Origin of the sequence: Halorubrum persicum (assembly GCF_002727125.1) — an archaeon.
In the GTDB taxonomy this organism is placed as follows: domain Archaea; phylum Halobacteriota; class Halobacteria; order Halobacteriales; family Haloferacaceae; genus Halorubrum; species Halorubrum persicum.
The window spans coordinates 1-17,799 of sequence record NZ_NHOA01000035.1 but is presented as its reverse complement, the minus strand read 5'-3'; the positions used below and the strand labels follow the sequence as shown (position 1 = coordinate 17,799).

Annotated in this window: 20 protein-coding genes; 7 read left to right on the top strand and 13 right to left on the bottom strand. The window is 70.2% G+C overall.

Going from position 1 to position 17,799, the window contains the following annotated elements:
- Positions 1-641 (top strand): hypothetical protein (locus DJ69_RS05510; protein ID WP_245851536.1); only part of this gene is annotated, 641 nt, incomplete at its 5' end.
- A gap of 128 nt (positions 642-769) precedes the next feature.
- The gene (locus DJ69_RS05505) at positions 770-2,710 is read left to right on the top strand and encodes a DEAD/DEAH box helicase (protein ID WP_099254681.1); all 1,941 of its coding nucleotides are present in this window, start codon (positions 770-772) and stop codon (positions 2,708-2,710) included.
- A gap of 84 nt (positions 2,711-2,794) precedes the next feature.
- On the opposite strand, the gene DJ69_RS05500 is transcribed toward DJ69_RS05505, so the two are convergent.
- The gene (locus DJ69_RS05500; protein WP_099254680.1) at positions 2,795-3,559 is read right to left on the bottom strand and encodes a sugar phosphate isomerase/epimerase family protein; all 765 of its coding nucleotides are present in this window, start codon (positions 3,557-3,559) and stop codon (positions 2,795-2,797) included.
- 111 nt (positions 3,560-3,670) lie between these two features.
- Here DJ69_RS05500 and DJ69_RS05495 point away from each other — a divergent pair, with 111 nt between their 5' ends.
- The 4 genes from DJ69_RS05495 (at position 3,671) to DJ69_RS05480 (ending at position 8,348) form a co-directional block, all read left to right on the top strand.
- On the top strand, positions 3,671-5,377 hold the full coding sequence (locus DJ69_RS05495; RefSeq protein ID WP_099254679.1) for a thiamine pyrophosphate-binding protein: 1,707 nt from the start codon (positions 3,671-3,673) through the stop codon (positions 5,375-5,377).
- A gap of 95 nt (positions 5,378-5,472) precedes the next feature.
- Entirely contained in the window at positions 5,473-5,913 is a 441-nt protein-coding gene (locus DJ69_RS05490) for a hypothetical protein (RefSeq protein ID WP_099254678.1), read from the top strand.
- Between the two features lie 102 nt (positions 5,914-6,015).
- A complete protein-coding gene (locus DJ69_RS05485; RefSeq protein WP_099254677.1) occupies positions 6,016-7,086 on the top strand; it encodes a Gfo/Idh/MocA family protein in 1,071 nt (356 codons plus the stop codon).
- 59 nt (positions 7,087-7,145) lie between these two features.
- The gene (locus DJ69_RS05480) at positions 7,146-8,348 is read left to right on the top strand and encodes a DUF418 domain-containing protein (RefSeq protein ID WP_099254676.1); all 1,203 of its coding nucleotides are present in this window, start codon (positions 7,146-7,148) and stop codon (positions 8,346-8,348) included.
- Between the two features lie 100 nt (positions 8,349-8,448).
- Here the strand turns inward: DJ69_RS05480 and DJ69_RS18790 are convergent, their stop codons facing one another.
- From DJ69_RS18790 to DJ69_RS05445, 7 genes are all read right to left on the bottom strand, one after another.
- Positions 8,449-8,661 carry a hypothetical protein gene (locus tag DJ69_RS18790; RefSeq protein ID WP_245851534.1) on the bottom strand — a complete coding sequence of 71 codons (213 nt, stop codon included), beginning with the start codon at positions 8,659-8,661 and terminating at the stop codon, positions 8,449-8,451.
- A gap of 270 nt (positions 8,662-8,931) precedes the next feature.
- Positions 8,932-9,651 carry a fumarylacetoacetate hydrolase family protein gene (locus DJ69_RS05470; protein ID WP_099254675.1) on the bottom strand — a complete coding sequence of 240 codons (720 nt, stop codon included), beginning with the start codon at positions 9,649-9,651 and terminating at the stop codon, positions 8,932-8,934.
- 54 nt (positions 9,652-9,705) lie between these two features.
- Positions 9,706-10,149 (bottom strand): hypothetical protein, encoded by a 444-nt coding sequence (locus DJ69_RS05465; protein ID WP_099254674.1) that lies wholly within the window; start codon positions 10,147-10,149, stop codon positions 9,706-9,708.
- The gene (locus DJ69_RS05460; RefSeq protein ID WP_099254673.1) at positions 10,149-10,481 is read right to left on the bottom strand and encodes a hypothetical protein; all 333 of its coding nucleotides are present in this window, start codon (positions 10,479-10,481) and stop codon (positions 10,149-10,151) included. Before DJ69_RS05460 ends, DJ69_RS05465 begins: the two co-directional genes overlap by 1 nt.
- The gene (locus tag DJ69_RS05455; protein ID WP_099254672.1) at positions 10,478-10,765 is read right to left on the bottom strand and encodes a ubiquitin-like small modifier protein 1; all 288 of its coding nucleotides are present in this window, start codon (positions 10,763-10,765) and stop codon (positions 10,478-10,480) included. Before DJ69_RS05455 ends, DJ69_RS05460 begins: the two co-directional genes overlap by 4 nt.
- Before the next feature lie 61 nt (positions 10,766-10,826).
- Positions 10,827-11,210, bottom strand: coding sequence for a hypothetical protein (locus tag DJ69_RS05450; protein WP_099254671.1), 384 nt, complete (start codon positions 11,208-11,210; stop codon positions 10,827-10,829).
- Positions 11,211-11,277: 67 nt separating this feature from the next.
- Complete coding sequence (locus tag DJ69_RS05445) at positions 11,278-12,276, bottom strand: phosphate signaling complex PhoU family protein (RefSeq protein ID WP_099254670.1); 999 nt, start codon at positions 12,274-12,276, stop codon at positions 11,278-11,280.
- Positions 12,277-12,522: 246 nt separating this feature from the next.
- Here DJ69_RS05445 and DJ69_RS05440 point away from each other — a divergent pair, with 246 nt between their 5' ends.
- Positions 12,523-12,930: a MaoC/PaaZ C-terminal domain-containing protein gene (locus tag DJ69_RS05440; RefSeq protein WP_099254669.1), complete on the top strand. Its 408-nt coding sequence runs from the start codon at positions 12,523-12,525 to the stop codon at positions 12,928-12,930.
- A 78-nt stretch (positions 12,931-13,008) separates the two neighbouring features.
- Here the strand turns inward: DJ69_RS05440 and DJ69_RS05435 are convergent, their stop codons facing one another.
- The 5 genes from DJ69_RS05435 to DJ69_RS05415 form a co-directional block, all read right to left on the bottom strand.
- A complete protein-coding gene (locus DJ69_RS05435; RefSeq protein ID WP_099254668.1) occupies positions 13,009-14,028 on the bottom strand; it encodes a 3-oxoacyl-ACP synthase in 1,020 nt (339 codons plus the stop codon).
- On the bottom strand, positions 14,025-15,254 hold the full coding sequence (locus tag DJ69_RS05430) for a branched-chain amino acid ABC transporter permease (protein ID WP_245851532.1): 1,230 nt from the start codon (positions 15,252-15,254) through the stop codon (positions 14,025-14,027). Before DJ69_RS05430 ends, DJ69_RS05435 begins: the two co-directional genes overlap by 4 nt.
- 106 nt (positions 15,255-15,360) lie before the next feature.
- Positions 15,361-16,398, bottom strand: a complete 1,038-nt coding sequence (locus tag DJ69_RS05425; protein ID WP_099254666.1) for a branched-chain amino acid ABC transporter permease — start codon at positions 16,396-16,398, stop codon at positions 15,361-15,363.
- On the bottom strand, positions 16,395-17,093 hold the full coding sequence (locus DJ69_RS05420; RefSeq protein WP_099254665.1) for an ABC transporter ATP-binding protein: 699 nt from the start codon (positions 17,091-17,093) through the stop codon (positions 16,395-16,397). The genes DJ69_RS05425 and DJ69_RS05420 overlap by 4 nt, the downstream gene beginning before the upstream one ends.
- On the bottom strand, positions 17,090-17,799 hold a 710-nt coding region (locus tag DJ69_RS05415; protein WP_099254664.1), incomplete at its 5' end, for an ABC transporter ATP-binding protein. The genes DJ69_RS05420 and DJ69_RS05415, both read right to left, overlap by 4 nt.

Sequence of the window (17,799 nt, the reverse complement as noted above, 5' to 3'; positions counted from 1 at the left end):
CGCCGGCGGGGTCTCGCCGGCGGGCGACAACGAGATCGAACTCCCTCCCGCACGGGGCCGACGCGAACGCGCCCCGAAGTCAGAACCCGACGGCGGGGAAGCGTCCCTCGGCCGGTCGAACGCCCGAGGACCCTCCCGTCCGCGATCCCGGGCTCTACGCCCTCACAGACCACTTCCGTGAGCGGCTGGAACAGCCCGGCAGATACGTCTCGACCCGGACCGTCAGCGACGCCATCCGGAACGGCCAGCTGCGCTGGAACCGGACCGACGGGTGGCGGTTCGCCCTCGTCGACGGCGGGATCCGCTTCGTCGTGGTCGTGAGCGACACGGAGACGAACTCTCCGGTCGTCGTCACCGGCTGGACCGAGGTGGCCGACCGCGAGGCGGCACTCGACGCCCGGCGCTGGGACCCCGTCGACGTCGACACCATCGCCGTGCGGGCGGCGCTGAGCGAGTCCGCCTCGACGCCGATCCCCGACCGAATCCGCCCCTGTGCCGTGACCCGCCCCTTCGTCGTCGGCGAACACCGCCTGGAGACCGAGCCGGGCGACCCGTTCGTCCGCTGTACGGCCTGCGGCTGTCGGTTCCGGTCGAAAGACGCGATCACGGGCCGCGGCTGTCGCGGGCGGTCGGGTCAGTAGTCGGACCCGAGTCAGCAGGCGTGGCCGAATCAGTAGCCAGGATCGCGTCAGTGGCCGGCCCCGAGCCGACAGAGATCGGGCCGGTCGCGGACGCTATCCATTTCCGCTTCGCGACCGAACCGGAGGCAATGACCGACGACTCCGGTGATCCCGCCGCTGGCGACCCCGTCGTCAGCGATCCCGGTACGGACCCCGATTCTCCGGACGACGACGCCTCCGAAGCGCTCTCGCTCGATCGGTTTCACGAGGCGCTGGAGGCCGAAGAGCGACCGGTGGCGACCGCGAGCGAGGTCGCGCGGCGGCTCGGCACCTCGCAGGCGGCCGCGCGCGACGCCCTCGCGGCGCTCGTCGACCGCGGCGACGTGGACCGACTCGACGTCGAGAGCGACCCCGTCGTCTTCTACCCGACTGACTGGGGGCGGCTGGCGACCCGCGAGCGCGTCGTCGCGTTCCCGGACCGCCGCGAGATCGTGGTCGACCGCCCGACGCAGTTCACCCGCGCGCGGCTCTCGCAGTTCGCGCACCTGGTCGACACCACCGGCACCGACCCCGGCACGCGGGGGTACCTCTACCGGATCAGACAGGTGGACGTGTGGGCCGCACCGTTCGAGGACGCCGACGGCCTCATCGCGAGCCTCCGCTCCGTGCTCCCCCGCCGGTTCGACCACCTCGAAGAGTGGGTCCGCGACCAGTGGCGCCGGGCGCATCGCTTCCGGCTGTACACGCACGAGGACGGCTACGTGGTGTTACAGGCCGCGTCCGAGAGCCTGATGGGCAACGTCGCCGACCAACACCTCGACGAATCCCACCTCCGAGCGCCCATCTCCGAGACCGAGGCGTGGGTGAACGAGGACGCGGTCGCCGAGGTGAAACGCGCCCTCTACGACGCCGGCTACCCGGTCGACGACGACCGCGACCTCGACGTGGGCGACCCGGTCGACGTCGATCTGACGACCGACCTCCGGGCGTATCAGGAGACGTGGGTCGAGACGTTCCTCGACGCGCGCTCCGGCGTGTACGTCGGCCCGCCCGGCTCCGGGAAGACCGTCGCCGCCATCGCGACCATCGCGGCCGTCGGCGGCGAGACGCTGATCCTGGTCCCCTCTCGCGAACTCGCCGGCCAGTGGCGCGAGGGGCTGCTCGAACACTCCACGATCGATCCCGCCGACATCGGCGAGTACCACGGCGGACAGAAGGAGATCCGGCCGGTGACGATCGCGACCTACCAAACCGCCGGCATGGACCGCCACCGCGCCCTGTTCGACTCCCGGAAATGGGGGCTGATCTGTTTCGATGAGGCCCATCACATCACCGCCCCTATATTTTCACGATCTGCAGAGCTGCAAGCAAAACACCGACTCGGCCTCTCGGCGACTCCGGTCCGCGAGACGGGCAGCGAGGAGGAGATCTACACCCTGATCGGTCGGCCGATCGGCGCCGACTGGGACGAGCTGTTCGACGCCGGCTTCGTGCAGGAGCCGGAGGTAGAGATCCGGTACGTCCCGTGGCGCGACGAGATGGCCCGGAACGAGTACGCCAGCGCCGACGGCCGCGATCGGCGCCGGCTCGCGGCGGAGAACCCCGCGAAGATCGAGGAGATCCGGTACCTGCTGGCCGCCCACCGCGACAAGAAGGCGCTCGTGTTCATCGAGTACCTCGATCAGGGCGAAGCGATCGCCGACGCGCTCGGCGTCCCCTTCATCAGCGGCGAGACGCCCCATCACGAACGCGCGGAGCTGTTCCGACGGTTCCGCGAAGCGGGCGGAAACCGCGATGAGGCCGGCGGAGCCGACGACGACCTCGACGACCTCGACACCCTCGTCGTCTCCCGCGTCGGCGACGAGGGGATCGACCTCCCGAACGCCGAGCTCGCGGTCGTCGCCAGCGGCCTCGGCGGCTCGCGCCGGCAGGGGTCGCAGCGCGCGGGTCGCACCATGCGCCCGACCGGCTCCGCGCTCGTCTACGTCCTCGCGACCCGCGGGTCGAGCGAGGAGGAGTTCGCCCAGCGGCAGATGCGACACCTCGCGCGCAAGGGGATCCGCGTGCGGGAGACGAACGTCGCGGAGTAGGCGAGGCCTCGGTCGGACGCTCGGCGACTGCCTGACCGGCACTCGGCGACCGTCTGACCGCCGGAGGCGACTGTCCGGGTCGAATCAGTCCAGCGCGTCCCGCAGCGCCGTCGCTCCCCACTCCATCGACGCGAGCGGCTCCGCGGGGTCGTCGTGCTCGTAGACGAGCCACTCGCAGTCGGCGCGCTGGGCGCTCGCGACGACCGCGTCGAGCTCCACGTCGCCCGATCCGAGTTCGACCAGCTCGCCGCGGTCGACGTCGGCGTCCGACGCGTGGACGTGCGTAATGCGATCGGGGTAGCGGTCGATCAGGGCCGCGGGGTCCGACCCGCCGACGAGCGCCCACCCCACGTCGATCTCGAACCCGATGCGGGCGTCGGTGCGGTCGATCAGCCGCTCTAACGCGGGCGCGCCGTCGACGGTCGCGAACTCCTGATCGTGGTTGTGGTACGCGAGCTGGACGCGCTCTACGTCGAGGGCGTCCGCGAGGTCGTCGAGCCGCGCCGCGACCGCGTCGACCGCGGCGGCACGTTCGAAGTGGTCCGGGTCGAGCCAGGGCACGACGAGGGTATCGACGCCGAGTCGGCCGTACAGGTCGACGGTGTCGTCGAACGCGGCTTCCAACGCCTCGACCGGAGTCTCCTCCAACGCCTCGATGGGAACGTGCGCGGACGCCGCCTCCAGCCCGTTCCGATCGAGGGCCGCGAGCACGTCCTCGACCGGCGCGTCGTCCACCCGGTAGGCGAACTCCACGCCGTCGTAGCCGGCCTCCCCGACTCGGTCGAGCAGGTCCGTGATCGGCGCGTCGAGCGAGCGCAACGTGTACAGCTGGACCGCGATGTCGACCATGCCTGCGTTCTCGTTGCTAGCACCGTATCCGTTCGGGTGGCTCCGCGGTCGTGACGCCGGTGACCGCCGCGCCGCCGAAGGTTTCAACACCCGCTCCGTCGACCTCGCGGTATGGACACCGACGAGTCCCCGACCGGTACGGGCCCCGACGCGGTCGACGCCCCCACCGTCGCCGAGGCGGTCGTCGACTGCATGCTCGACCGCGGGATCGACACTGCGTTCGGGATTCCCGGCAAACAGACGCTCCCGCTGAACCGGGCGCTCGGTGAGCGAGACGCCCGGTTCGTCGTCGCGCGCCACGAGACCGCCGTGACTCACCAGGCGTGGGGCTACGCGGAGACGAGCGACCCCGGCGCGATGGCGGCGTCGATCGTCGTCCCCGGTCCGGGCGACATGAACGCGATGAACGGGCTGAAGAACGCCTTGAACGACTGCGTCCCGCTCCTCCACCTCGCGGTCGAGACCGAGCGCGAGGTCCGCGGCGGGGACGGGATCCACGAGACGCCGCCCGAGACGTACGACACGGTGGTCAAGGAGAACGTCCTCGTCGACTCGCCCGCCGGCGCTGTCCCCGCGGTGGCCGAGGCGATCCGCGTCGCCCGCGAACACCCGCAGGGCCCCGTCCGCGTCGGAATCCCGAAGGACGTGCTCGCGAGCCGGACGCCGCAGCCGGCGGTCGGAGAGCGCGAACCGGCCGCGCCGCCCGTACCTCCCGCGGAGGCGGCCGATCGCGCGGCCGACCTGCTGGCCGGGGCCGACGCGCCGGTGATCCTCGCGGGCGGCGGCGTCAGGCGCGCGGGTGCGAGCGAGTCGCTCCGCGCGGTCGCCGAGCGTCTCGACGCTCCCGTCGTCACGACGTACAAAGGGAAGGGAACGCTCGCCGAGACCCACCCCCTCTCCGCGGGCGTGCTCTGTGGCGGGGCGAGCAGCGAGCTCCGCGAGCTGCTCGCCGACGCCGACCGCGGGCTCGTCGTCGGCTCCGACCTCGACGCGGTCGCGACCGCCTCGTGGTCGGTGTCATTGCCCGAGACGCTCGTTCACGTCACGCTCGACGGCGACGACATCGGGTTTGGCTACGAGGCCGACATCGGGATCGTCGCCGACGCCGACCGGTGTCTCCGGGCGCTCGCGGACCGGTTGGCTGAGTCGTCTCCCCTCACATCCGGCGCGGCGCGGGCCGAGGCGGTTCGGACCGCGGATCGGGAGCGGTTCGCGGCGGTCGCCGACGATCGCGGTCCCGACGACCCCCTCCGATCCGTCGAGGTCCTCCGCGAGGTCCGAGGGGCGCTCCCGTCGGACGCCGTCGTCACCGCCGACGCCGGCGGGTTCCGGCTGTGGACGCTCGTCGCGTTCCCCGCGGGCGGCCCCTCGCGGTACGTGAACCCCGGGTCGTGGGCGACGATGGGGACGGGGCTCCCCTCGGCGATCGGCGCGACGCTCGCGAACCCCGACCGCGACGTGGTAGCGCTTACCGGCGACGGCGGACTCATGATGTGTGTACACGAGCTGCACACGCTGGCCGCCGCCGAACTCGACGTGACCGTCGTCGCGTTCAACAACGACGACTACGCGATCATCAGCGAGGAGGCGTCGCGGTCGTACGACCTCCCGGCGGGCGCGTACGGCTGGACCGACGCGGGACTGGATCTCGTCGCCGTCGCGTCCGGCATGGGCGTCCGCGCCGAGCGAGTCACCGCCCGGGACGAGATCGGCGGCGCGGTGGCGTCCGCGTTGGACCACGACGGACCCGCGCTGATCGAGGTCGTCACCGATCCGGACGAGCCGCAGGCGAGCGAGTGGATGACGCGAGACCGGTGAGCCGCGCCCGGCTCGGCCCGGTCGGGATTTATCTCACCCGTCGGGTTTCGGGTATTTGAAGCGAGGTATATGCCGGCGGAAACGCCACGTAGACCATGCGGAACCCCTGGGTTCACGACGACGTGCCGGCGGACGCCGGCGCCGGGTACGACGGCCACGTGCGGCTCCTCGCGACGGTCGTCTGGAGCGCGCTCGCCGCCGCCGTCGGGGGGTTCGTCTTCCTCACGGGGACGGGGATCGTCGAACCGGGGCTCGGCGAGTCGATGGCGTCGGTCGTCACGTTCGTCGTGGGCGCGGTGGCCGCGGTGCTGCTGTTACCGCTTCTCCTGCGGCTGCTCCTCGTCTCGCGGCTCCTGGCGACGCTGGCGTTCCTCGGGAGCAGCTGGCTCCTCGGTCGGTTCGTGTGGGACCGGGAGGCAGCGCGGATCGAACGGCTCCTGACCGACGGCGAGCGGCTCGGTGCCGGTTCGGGGGCGGTCGAACAGCTGATCGAACTGCTCGACGTGCTCCTCGCCGCGCTCGCAGCGGCGCTGTGACTCGTTCCGTCCGCTCCGCTACGCCCTAACGCGGCCTCTAACCGCCTCGCTCCCCGCTGCCCGGAGCGTGAGCCTTAACGACATTCGTTGTGAATTCTCCCTATGACTCACGCGAACGACGTGGCCGTCGGGATCGTCGGCCTCGGGGGGATCGGCAATCACCACGCGACGAAGCTGTCCGATCGCGGCGCGAACCTCGTCGGGGGGATGGATATCGACCCGGACGCGCGCCGGCGGTTCCACGAGGAGTTCGGCGTGCACGCCTACGAGGACGAGCACGACTTGTACGAGGCCTGCGACGCCGTCCTGATCACGACGCCGAACCGGTTCCACGAGACGTACGCGACCTCGGCGCTCGAAGCGGGGCTCGACGTGCTGTTGGAGAAGCCGCTGGCGCACACCGTCGAGAGCGCGGAGCGGATCGCCGAGGCCGCCCGCGACGCAGCTGGGTTCTGCATGGTCGGGTTCAACAACCGCTTCGCGGAGCCGGTCCAGGTGCTGAAGGGGTATCAGGCGGCGGGCCGGTTCGGCGAGACGACGCACGTCGAGGCGAACTACGTCCGCCGGCGCGGCGTCCCGGGCCGCGGCTCGTGGTTCACGTCCAAGGACGTCGCCGGCGGCGGGGCGCTCATCGACATCGGCGTCCACGCGATCGACCTGTCCCTCTACTTCCTCGATCACCCCGAGGTCGTCGAGGTGTCCGGGCAGACGCGCTCGGAGTTCGGCGACCGCGACGACTACACGTTCGTCCACATGTGGGGAGACGACAACGGCGCCGACGGGTTCGACGTCGAGGACTCGGCGTCGGCGTTCATCCGGGACGCAAGCGGCGACACCGTTTCGCTGGAGGTCGCGTGGGCGACGAACCGGCCGACGAACGACGAGTTCGTGGTCCGCGGGACGGAGGCCGGCGCGACGTTCGACCGCGGGAGCGACGAGCTCACGTTCCACGAGGCGACCGCCTTCGACGGGGACCACCACCACTTCGCCGACACCGAGATCGAGACGCGGGAGGGCGACAGCCACGCCGCCGAACAGGCGACGTTCCTCGAAGCCGTCGCCGCGGGTGAGGCTCCCGATATCAACACGGTCGAGGAGGCGCTCTCCGTCCAGCGCGTCATCGACGCGATCTACCGGTCCTCGGAGCGCGGCGAAGCCGTCCGCCTCGGCTAACGCGACACGCTCGCTATCCGAACCTATTCGGTCCTCCGTTCCCTCTTGGGAACCAACTCGTGACTCGCGACGCCGGCCCGACGCCGCCCTCCGAACGCATCGTCAGCCTCGACGCGCTCAGGGGGATCGCCCTCCTCGGCATCCTCCTCATCAACGTCTGGGTGTTCGCGATGCCCGAGCAGACGCTCCTGAATCCGACGGTGTACGGCGACTTCACGGGAGCGAACTACTGGGCGTGGGCCGTCAGCCACGTGTTCGGTCAGAACAAGTTCATCACGCTGTTCTCGGCGCTGTTCGGCGCGGGGATCCTGCTGTTCATCGAGAGCAAAGAGGAGAAGGGACAGGACGCGCTGCGGCTCCACTACCGACGGACCGCGATCCTCATCGCGATCGGACTCATGCACGCGTACCTGCTGTGGTACGGCGACATCCTCGTCGCGTACGGGGTGACCGCGCTGGTGGTGGTCGCGTTCCGCGACCTCGAACCCCGGACGCTCGCCGGCGTCGGCGTGGTGTTCCTGCTGTTCCTCCCCGTCGTCGAGCTGCTCGTCGCGGCCACTATCGGCGGCGACGCGATCGCGTCGCAGTGGGAGCCGGCGCGAGCCGCGATCGAACAGCAGGTCGCGACGTACCGCAGCGGGTGGTTCGAACAGCTCGACCACCGCGTCCCCTCGTCGCTCGATCGGCAGACGACCGGCTACATCAACCAGAGCTTCTGGCAGGTCGGCGGCACCATGCTCATCGGGATGGCGCTGTACCGCTGGGGCGTGTTGACCGGCGAGCGGTCGACGGCCCTGTACCGCAAACTCGTCGCGCTCGGCGTCGTCGGCCTCGCGATCACCGTCGCCGGCGTCGTCTACATCGAGGCCAACGAGTGGAGCGCCGGGGCCGCGCTGTACTGGCGACAGTTCATCTACGTCGGCAGCTTCCCCCTCGCCGGAGGCTACCTCGGGCTCGTGATGCTGTACGCCCGGCGGCGACCCAACGGGCCAGTGACTCGCGGGCTCGCCGCGGTCGGCCGGACGGCGTTCACGAACTACCTGCTCCAGACGGTGATCGCCACCACCGTCTTCTACGGCCACGGATTCGGGCTGTTCGGCTCGGTGAGCCGGGTCGAACAGCTCGGGTTCGTCGCCGCCGTCTGGGCGGCGCAGATCGTCCTCTCGGTGCTGTGGCTGCGACGCTACCGGTTCGGTCCCGTCGAGTGGGTGTGGCGGACGCTCACCTACGGGGAACGACAACCGATGCGGACCACCGAGTAGACGGAGACCCGGAACCGTCGGCGTGTCGAACGGCGTCCCCTGACTCCGGTTCGGGAGACGACGCGGCACGGATCGGAGTCCGGCGAGACGGGTCGGAGGGCTATCGCGGGACGAGACCGATCAGGAACGCGACGATCGGGACCGCGACGATGGCGTGGTGGACAACCAGGACCGTCTGGCCGACGGGCGTCACGCCGAGCGACGGCGCGATCGCGAACACGGGCAGGAGTTGGAGGACGAAAACGACCCCGGCCACGGCGACGAAGTTCCGGACCGGGGTGTCGGTGAACCGGATGAGGAGGGCGTAGACCACGGCGGCGCCGACTCCCGCGGTGACGCTCGCCCGACGAGCGCCCTGCGGCGAGGACGGCGATCACCGCGACGCCGACGCTCAGGCTCGTTCAGCGGGCGAGACTGCGTCCCGTCTCCGGGTTCGGAGACGGTGTTTGTGACGTTGCCATCCGCTCGCAACGGCGTCAGCGGGTATAAGCGCACCAGCCACCGCCGTTTCGCCGCCCGTCAGTGAACCGCCCTGTCGGTCCCGAAGCGACCCCCGACGTGACGACGGGCGCGGCGGATTCGCTCACGCCTCCTCGACGACCGGGTTCGACAGCGTCCCGACGCCCTCGTAGGTGATCTCGACGCGCTCGCCGGGCTCGACGAGCCCGGGGTTCGCCGGACTCCCGAAGGCGATGCAGTCGCCGGGCTCGAAGGTGAACCGCTTCGAGAGGTACGAGACGATCTCGTGTGGGCCGAACAGCATCAGCTCCGTGTTGGCGTCCTGTCGCTGCTCCCCGCCGACGGTCGTCGAGATATCGGTGCTCGTCGGGTCCACGTCGGTCTCGATCCACGGGCCGAGCGGCGCGGAGCCGTCGAACGCCTTGCGCGCGGTCCGACCCTGTTGGTCTAACGCGTCCACGTCGTTCATCACGGTGTACCCGCGGACCACGTCGGGCACGTCCGCGGGCTCGACGTCGCGGCACCGCTCGTCGATGACGGCGACCAGCTCGCCGGCGTACGTCAGCTCGTCGGTCCACTCGGGGTATCGGATCGGTTCGCCGTGCGCGAGCAGGCTCGCTGGCGGCTTGATGAAGAAGTCCGGCTCCTCGGGGCGTTCGTACTCCATCTGGTCGAGGGTCTCCGCGTAGTTCCGACCGACGCAGTAGAGCGCGCTCGGATCGCAGGGCGGGAGGAGCCGCCCGTCCCGCCCGACCTCGTACCGACCGTCCGCGGCGATGACTGCGCCGTCCTCGTAGCGTCCCGAAACCGGGCCGTCAGGCGTAAGCAGGCGTGCGAGTCGCATGGCGGCACGTCTGCGCGGAGAGGCGAAAAGGCGTCGATGGCCGCAACCGGGGCGTCACGCTTCGTCGCGGGCTTCGGAGACGCCGATCACGACGCCGGATCGGATCTCCAGCGCGGTCTCGAACTCGGCCCGCCGGTCGTCGTCGCCGGCGCGCTCGACCGCTGTCTCGTGGGCGCGGGCGACGGCGTCGCGCTCCCGGTCCGTGAGCCCGAGCCGGTCGGCGACCCGCTCCCAGTGGTCGGGCTCGACGAGGAACGTCTCGCGGTCGGGCTCCGCCGCGATCCGTTCGTACCGCCGCCGATATTCGTCGACGTTCGGCCCGAGGTGGGCCTGCACCCGCGCGAGTAGCTCGGGGAGGCGCTCGGCGGGGACGCTCGCGAGCGCCGCCGTCTTCACGAGCGCCGTCCCCTCGATCGGGTACGGGCCGGGCAAACCGGAGTCACCGTCGGCGGGGTCGGCGTCCCGAGCGCCGTCAGTCGGCGAACTCCCGTCGCTCATCACCCACCCGCTCGCATCGCCTTCTGCCGGTATTTCGGGAGCAGCGCCGCGAGCGCGTCGGGGTCGCCCGCGAACGACGCGGTCACTTCCGTGAGCGAGATGGCGCCGGCGGCCGTCACCGTCTCCGCGCTGAGCGCGGCGCGCCACCCGTCGCCGTCCACGCGGGTCGCCTCCGCGGGATCGTCGGTGCCCACGAGTTCGCCGCCGAGGTTGACGAGGTAGTGCGCCGCGAGCCGCCGCGAGATCCCGCGGTACGCGACCTCCTCGCGCGTCCAACCCTCCTCTGCGGGCGGGCGGCTCTCGGCGTCGCTCTGGCCGCCGGCGTCGCTCATGCCTCGCACCCGCCAGCGACCGGCGGGAACACGGAGAGCCGGTCGCCGTCGCCGAGCGGGGTTTCGAGCCCGTCGAGGTGGAGCACCTCGCGGCCGTTCTTCAGGACGTTGATCTGCGGGGCGAGGTCGCCGTCGACGATCAGTCGACCGTCCATCCCCTCGTACTCCGCCTCCAGCTCCCGCAGCACGTCGCCGACGGTCGAGCCGTCCGCGAACTCCGCGGTGACGGTCTTCCCCCCAGCGGCCTCGCGGAACGTCGCGAAGAACCGCAGTTCGAGTTCCATGGGTACCCATCGGGCCGCGGCGGCTTAAAAACGGGCGACACCGCGGCTCGGTCGGCGTCGCCTACAGATCGGACAGGCGGATCCCGTCCTCCACGAGCCGGAAATTACGCTCGCGACCGAGATCGTCGCCGAGCCACTCGTGCTCATACAGCTGCCCGATGAGCTCCACGTAGAGGTTCCGCCACGCGATGGCGTATATCGGCGACTGTCCCCACGCGCGCAGCTCCGGCACGAACTCGTGGTACGTGCTCGCCTGCGCTTCCATGCGCTCGACCGCGTCGGCGACGATTTCGGCCGCCTCACCCGGCTCCGCGTCCGCGATTTCGTCGTTCAGTCGGGACTGGATCCCGGCGATCGCGCGTCGCATGTCCTGCTCGGCGGTACCGTCCTCTTCTGGCAGCGACTCGACGACCCCTTTCGGCACGCCGAGTTCGATCTCAGGCATGCTGATCGATCCGGCGGCGACGCCCAAAAAACCCGCTTGCCCGGCCGCCGCGTTTCGAGGCCGAGAGTCACGGCGTCGGCGCGGCCTTCTGAAGCGCCGTCTCCGCGACGTTGCCGCCGTAATCGGCCGAGCGGAGCACCGAGTCGACCACCAGCCCGAGCAGCTGCGCGCGGGCGGGGTCCAGATCCCGGAGCAGCTCGTCGATCGCCCGCACCCGCTCGTCGATCGCCCGGACGCGGGTGCGCGCCTCGTTCGCGAGGCGCGTCGCATCCTCGCTCTCGTCCGCGAACAGCGCGTCCATCGCGGTGTCGATCACCTCGACCGCGTCGCCGTAGAGCTCGTTGACGGCCTCGATCACGTCGTCGGGCAGCGGCTCTTCGATGCTCAGCGTCAGATGGGCGATCTTCGTCGCGTGGTCGCCGATCCGTTCGAGTTGGCGAGCGCTGGAGTGGTAGTCGAAACACTCCTCGCGCGGGAGCCCGAGCTCCTCGGCCGCCTTCGGCGTCCGGAGCGTCGCCCGGAAGATCCGCGAGACGACGAGCCAGAGCCGGTCGAGGTCGTCGTCCCGCCCGATCACGTCGCGCGCGAGGTCGTGGTCGCGCTCGGAGAGCGCCGCGATGGCGTCTTCGAGCATCGACAGCGAGATCAGTCGCATCCGGGTGACGGCGTTGTGGATCGACAGCTCGGAGGAGTCGAGCAGATCCTGTACGACCACCCGATCGCGAGTCTCCTCTAACACCTCCAGCCCGACGAGCCCCTGGACGGCCTCGCGAACCGTCGACCGCTGCTCGGTGGTTATCTCGGGGCCTTCGAGTTCGATCACGTCGAACCCGCTGACGTACATCGTCGTCACCGCGCGGGTGAGCGCCTGCCCGGACAGGTCCGAGATGTCGAGGGTCCCGCGGGTGCGGTCTTCTTCGGAAAGCGGGGTGAGAAACAGCGAGTCACCGTCGGGGTGGAACTCGATCTCGGTTCCCGCCTCGACGCCGTTGTCCGTCGCCCACGTCTTCGGAATCGAGACCGTGTACGTCGAACCGCCGGTGACTTGCACCTTCCTCGTCTCCATACGTAGCAGTCACACTCCGTCTCCCTTAAACCTATCCGAAATATATATTGCCGTTTGAACTCCTCTAGGCGCCGATATACTACTGTACAAACAAACTATCGGGAGACCTCTCGTCGTACAACGTGTTCACCGGCCCAAAAATAAGTAAGATATATAGTGATATATAGTCATATGGTGCACGATGGCCCCGCAGAGGTTCGAGGGTGAACCCCGGGATTGAGGCGGCCCCCGGTCGATCCGGTACCCATGCCAATTGCGACCGTCGGCGAGTCGGCGTCCCACGACGTACAGGTCACGACGGAGACGATCGACGCGTTCGCGGCACTCTCCGGCGACGAGAACCCGATCCACCTCGACGAGTCGTACGCCGCGGAGACGATGTTCGGCGGCCGGGTCGCTCACGGAATGATCGCGGCCGCGGCCGTCTCGGCGGCGCTCGCGTCGCTGCCGGGAGACATCGTCTACCTTCAGCAGGACCTCACCTTCGAGGACCCGGTTCGGCCGGGCGAGATGGTCAGGGCCGCGGTCGAGGTCATCGAGGAACTGGAGAGCGACCGGCTCCGCGTGCGGACGGAGGCGTTCGTCGACGCGCGCGAGGAGCGCGTCCTCGACGGCGAGGCGATCGTCCTGTCGCTCCCGCACGACGACGGGTAACCGAGGCAGGACGGCGCCGGTCGGTGAGGTGACGCCGGGCAAGCGGGAGACGAAACGACGTGTCGGCCGCCACTCAGGTCAGCCGTGCCACCGGAGCACCGTCGCCGCCCACGTGTATCCGGTCCCGGCGGCGAGGAAGCAGACGAGATCGCCGGGGGTGAGCCGGTCGGCCGCCGCGCCCTCCTCCACGGCAAGCGCCTGATCGACGCTCTGGACGTGGCCGTACTCGTCGAGGTAGTAGCCGTCGCGCTCCGGGTCGAGCCCGAGCTCGGAAAGCACGCGCTCGTGGAACGACCGCTTCATGTGGGTGAGCGCGACGAAGTCGAGGTCGTCGCGTTCGAAGCCGGACCGCTCCAGCGCCGCATCCGCGACCGAGCAGAACGCCGGGAGCGAGACCGGAGCCAGCCGTTCTTTCATCCCGTCCGGGTCGGGAACGGTGAGCGTGTGGAGCCCCTCGCGAACGGTCTCCTCGCTCGGCGGGCGCTTCGATCCGCCGGCGGGCATCACCACGTCGTCGGCGAAGGAGCCGTCGGTCTCGGCGGCGCTCGCGTGGACGGTCGCCCGGGCGCGGTCGCCGGGGTCCGACTCGACCACGAACGCGCTCGCGCCGCTCCCGAAGTTGAACATGAACGACGCGTCCTCGTCCCCGTAGTCGACGAGGTCCTCCTCGCGGCTCGCGGAGACGAGCAGGGCGGTGTCGGTCTCTTCGACCTGCAGTTGGGCTGTCACCTGCCGGAGCGCGATCGGCGCGCCGGCACAGAGCGTGTAGCTCTCGGTGGCGTAGGCGTTCTCGGCGCCGATCTCCTCGGCGATCGCGGCCGCGGCCGACCACACGACGTGGTCTTTGAACTCCGAGCCGTGGTAGAGGACGAGATCGACGGCGTCGGGCGCCACCCCAGCGTCGGCGAGCGCCCCGCGAGCGGCCGTGGCAGCCATGTCCGTCGCGTGGTCGTCGTCGGGCGGGCAGACCCGCTTCTCGGCGACGCCCATCTTCTCGACGACGACCGTCTCCGGGATCCCGCTGATCTCCGCGATCTCCGCCCCGGTGATCCGTTCCGAGGGGACGTACGTGTCGAGTCCGGTGATTCCGACCGTCATCGTCGGTACCTCCGCAGTCGCTCCGGAAGCCGCTTTCCGACGGCGCCGTCGAGCCGGTCCCGGACCGTCCCGAGGATACCGTTGGGGACGAACAGCACGAACAGCACGAAGACGATCCCGAGGTAGAGGGGCGCTCGCCCGTCGACGGCGGTGTTGACGAACAGTTCGAGGCTGACGCCGAACAGGTCGGCGCCGAGGACCGCCTCCGGCAGCCCTTCCCGGAGGTACGTCGCGAGCCCGCCGCTTTCGGTCGAGAGGACGTCCTCGAGCCACTGGTGGAACGCCGTGCCGTACAGCGGCCCGGCCAGCGTGCCGAACCCGCCGATGATCGTGGTGATCAGCGCGTCGGCGGTGACGAGGAAGAAGTACGAGTTGTCCGGGGACACCGACCGGGAGTACGCCGCGAAGATGCCGCCGGCGATCGCCCCGAAGAACCCGCTGATGGCGAACGCGGCCATCTTGAACCAGTAGGTCGAGTAGCCGACCGCCCGGGCGCGCTCCTCGTTTTCGCGGATCGCGACCATCACCCGCCCGAACGGCGAGTGGAGGATCCGCTGCATGGCGAAGTACGAGACCAGGACGACCGCCCCGAGCGCGTAGTAGGAGACGACGGTCGCCGACACGTCGATCCCGAGCCCGAGCAGGTTCTGGATGCTGTCGCCGGTGAGGCGGCCGACCTTGAGGCTCAGGGCGTCGACGTACGGGACGCCGATCGCGAGGCCGTCGCCGCCGATCGTCGTCCCCTCTGTCGGATTCGAGGACACGTACCCCCACGACCGGATCAGCTCGTAGATCACCTGCGCGAACCCGAGCGTGATCATCGCGAAGTAGACCCCGGTGAGCCGGAACGAGACGGAGCCGATCACCAACGCCACCCCGCCCGCGAGCACCGCGCCGAGCAGGAGCGTGATCATGAACGGCGTGCCTCCCGGGACGCCCGGGATCTGTCCGTTGGCGGCGAGGGCGACGAAGTAGGCGCCGGTGCCGTAGAAGGCGGCGTGACCGAACGAGAGGTACCCGGTGTACCCGCTGATGAAGTCGAAGCTCATCGCGAACAGCCCGAGGTACAACACGACGATCATGAACGTGATTCCCGGCAGGAACGCCGTCGTCTCGTCGGCCAGCGGCGACGCTAACAGCGCGCCGTTCACCGGCGGATACAGCAGGAACGCCAGCGCGACCGCGAGGTGAACGGCGTGGTCGCGGGCGTACTCGGAGAGGCTCACGCTGCGATCGCCTTCGCTCTCCGCGCTGTGACGCTCGCCCCGTTCACCCTCGGTCTCGTCGGGCGCGGCGGCGTCCGTCCCGCCGTCGTCGGAGGGACCAGGATCGCTAATGGCCGCCCACCTCCTCGACGCCGTAGAGACCCTGCGGACGGACGACCAGCATGCCGACCAGGAGCAGGAAGATCGTCACCTCGGAGAGGCCCGAGAAGGTGACGATGCCGGTGGTGAACAGCCACGTCGTCACGGAGTCGGCGATCCCGACGATCCCCGCGGCGACGACGGTCCCCCGGAAGCTGCCGAGCCCCCCGATGATCACGACGACGAACGCGTACAGCAACACGTCGATGCTCAACAGGACGCTCGGCCCCCAGATCGGATCCCACATCAGCAGGACCCCGCCGACGGCGGCGAGGCCGGTGCCGACGCCGAAGACGACGGTGAAGGCCCGCCGCACGTCGATCCCGAGCGCCTGAACCATCTCCGTGTCCTCGCTGCCCGCCCGGATGTAGAGCCCGTACAGCGTCCGGGTGAGGAACAGCCAGACGGCGACGAGAACGATGCCGCCGATCAGGACCTCGAAGAGGTAGAGCCGGCGAACCGCGATCCCGAAGAGATCCGTCCGGCCCAACAGCACGTCCGGGATGGTTCCCATCGGCGCCTGCCACTGCGGGTCCGGTTGGATGCCCCGCAGCGTCAACACGATCCGGACGACCTCCTCGATGATGAGCGAGACGCCGAACGTGAGGAGGATCTGGTAGGTCGGCGTCCGGTCGTAGATCGGCCGGATGAGCTTCAACTCGATGGCGCTGCCGGCCGCGGTCGCGACCGCGAACACGATCGCCATCGCGACGAAGAAGAGCCCGATCGTCGCGAGCGTCCCCGTCCCGGAGCCGACGACCAACACGAGCACGAGGCCGCCGAGGTACGCCCCGACCATCGTGACCGCGCCGTGCGCGAAGTTGAGCACGCCCATCAGGCCGAACACGAGGGTGAGACCCACGGCGATGGTGAAGTACACCGCGGCCTTGCCGAGCCCCTCGACCAGCACGCGCACGGCGGTCCGAGCCCCGTCGAGGGCGCCGCCCGTCGCGAGCAACGGTGCGGGGTCGGCCACCCCGATCGCGACCGATGTCGCCCCAGTCATGCGGTGAGATACCTCCGGATGCGTTCGTCGTCGCTCGTCACGCCGGCGGTGTCGCCCTCCTCGACGACGACGCCGTGGTCGACGAGGTAAAACCGGTCGGCCAGATCCATCGCGAGCCGGAAGTTCTGTTCGACGAGCACCATGGTGGTGTCGGCGGAGGCGGCTCGCAGCGCCTCGACCACGTCCGAGACGATTTGCGGCGCGAGCCCCTCGCTGGGTTCGTCGACGAGCAGGAGGTCGTTGTCGCCCAACATCCCGCGGGCGATCGCGAGCATCTGCTGTTGGCCGCCGCTCAGGTCGCCGGCCTCCTTGTCGGCGAACCGCTCTAAGGCCGGGAACAGGTCGTACGCCTCGTCGAGCCGGGCGTCGGGGTCGACCGCGGCGTGCGCCGCGACCCGCAGGTTCTCGGCGACCGTGAGGTGTGCAAACACTCGGCGGTCCTCCGGCACCCACCCCATCCCGCTGTCGGCGATCGTGTGCGGCTCGGTGCCGGTCACGTCCTCGCCCTTGAACCGCACCGTCCCTCGCCGCGGCGGCGTCAGCCCGAGCGCGGTCCGGAGCGTCGTCGTCTTCCCGACCCCGTTGCGCCCGACGAGCGCGACGATCTCACCGTCTTCGACCGACAGGTCGAGCCCCTGGAGGATGTGGCTCTCGCCGTAGTAGGTGTGGACATCGTCGAGCTCAAGCAGGCTCACCGCCGACCACCTCCGCGATGAGGTGCGCCCGGCGGGAAGCCGCCGTCGGTCGCGGCCGGGGAGGCGCTGCCTCCGTCGCCGCCGTCGGTCGCGTCGCCCTCGCGACCGTACCCACCGAGGTACGCCTCCTGGACCGCCTCGTCGCCGCGGACCGACTCGGGCGGGCCGTCGGCGATGAGCTCGCCGCGGTGGAGCACGGCGATCCGGTCGGAGATCCCCATCACGACCTCCATGTTGTGCTCGATCAACATTACGGAGTGATCGGCGGCCACGTCCTCGATCAGCGCGACCACGTCGTCGACGCCCTCGCTGGAGACGCCGGCCGTCGGCTCGTCCAACAGGAGGAGGTCGGGGTCGCCGGCGAGCGCGACGCCGACCTCCAGGCTGCGCTTCTCGCCGTGGCTGAGGTTCTCCGCGACGGTCTCGGCCTCCGATGCGAGCCCGATCCGCTCCAGGATCGCGGACGCCTCCTCGTAGTGGGCGTCGAACGAGCGCACGTTCCGCCACAGCTTCCAGGCGTCCCTGCCGCGAGCCGCCTGTGCCGCGATCCGGACGTTCTCCAGCACCGTGAGCGTCGGGAAGAGGTTCGTGATCTGGTACGACCGGTGGATCCCCGCGAGCGCCGTCGCGTGCGGGGGCGCCTCCGTGATGTCGCGGGCACCGTTCGACCCGCCCTCATCCCCGCCCGGCGCGAACCGGATCGCGC

Coding starts and splice junctions, on each gene's coding strand:
- DJ69_RS05505 (WP_099254681.1), top strand. CDS start 770: ATGACCGACGACTCCGGTGATCCCGCCGCTGGCGACCCCGTCGTCAGC.
- DJ69_RS05500 (WP_099254680.1), bottom strand. CDS start 3,559: ATGGTCGACATCGCGGTCCAGCTGTACACGTTGCGCTCGCTCGACGCG.
- DJ69_RS05495 (WP_099254679.1), top strand. CDS start 3,671: ATGGACACCGACGAGTCCCCGACCGGTACGGGCCCCGACGCGGTCGAC.
- DJ69_RS05490 (WP_099254678.1), top strand. CDS start 5,473: ATGCGGAACCCCTGGGTTCACGACGACGTGCCGGCGGACGCCGGCGCC.
- DJ69_RS05485 (WP_099254677.1), top strand. CDS start 6,016: ATGACTCACGCGAACGACGTGGCCGTCGGGATCGTCGGCCTCGGGGGG.
- DJ69_RS05470 (WP_099254675.1), bottom strand. CDS start 9,651: ATGCGACTCGCACGCCTGCTTACGCCTGACGGCCCGGTTTCGGGACGC.
- DJ69_RS05465 (WP_099254674.1), bottom strand. CDS start 10,149: ATGAGCGACGGGAGTTCGCCGACTGACGGCGCTCGGGACGCCGACCCC.
- DJ69_RS05460 (WP_099254673.1), bottom strand. CDS start 10,481: ATGAGCGACGCCGGCGGCCAGAGCGACGCCGAGAGCCGCCCGCCCGCA.
- DJ69_RS05455 (WP_099254672.1), bottom strand. CDS start 10,765: ATGGAACTCGAACTGCGGTTCTTCGCGACGTTCCGCGAGGCCGCTGGG.
- DJ69_RS05450 (WP_099254671.1), bottom strand. CDS start 11,210: ATGCCTGAGATCGAACTCGGCGTGCCGAAAGGGGTCGTCGAGTCGCTG.
- DJ69_RS05445 (WP_099254670.1), bottom strand. CDS start 12,276: ATGGAGACGAGGAAGGTGCAAGTCACCGGCGGTTCGACGTACACGGTC.
- DJ69_RS05440 (WP_099254669.1), top strand. CDS start 12,523: ATGCCAATTGCGACCGTCGGCGAGTCGGCGTCCCACGACGTACAGGTC.
- DJ69_RS05435 (WP_099254668.1), bottom strand. CDS start 14,028: ATGACGGTCGGAATCACCGGACTCGACACGTACGTCCCCTCGGAACGG.
- DJ69_RS05425 (WP_099254666.1), bottom strand. CDS start 16,398: ATGACTGGGGCGACATCGGTCGCGATCGGGGTGGCCGACCCCGCACCG.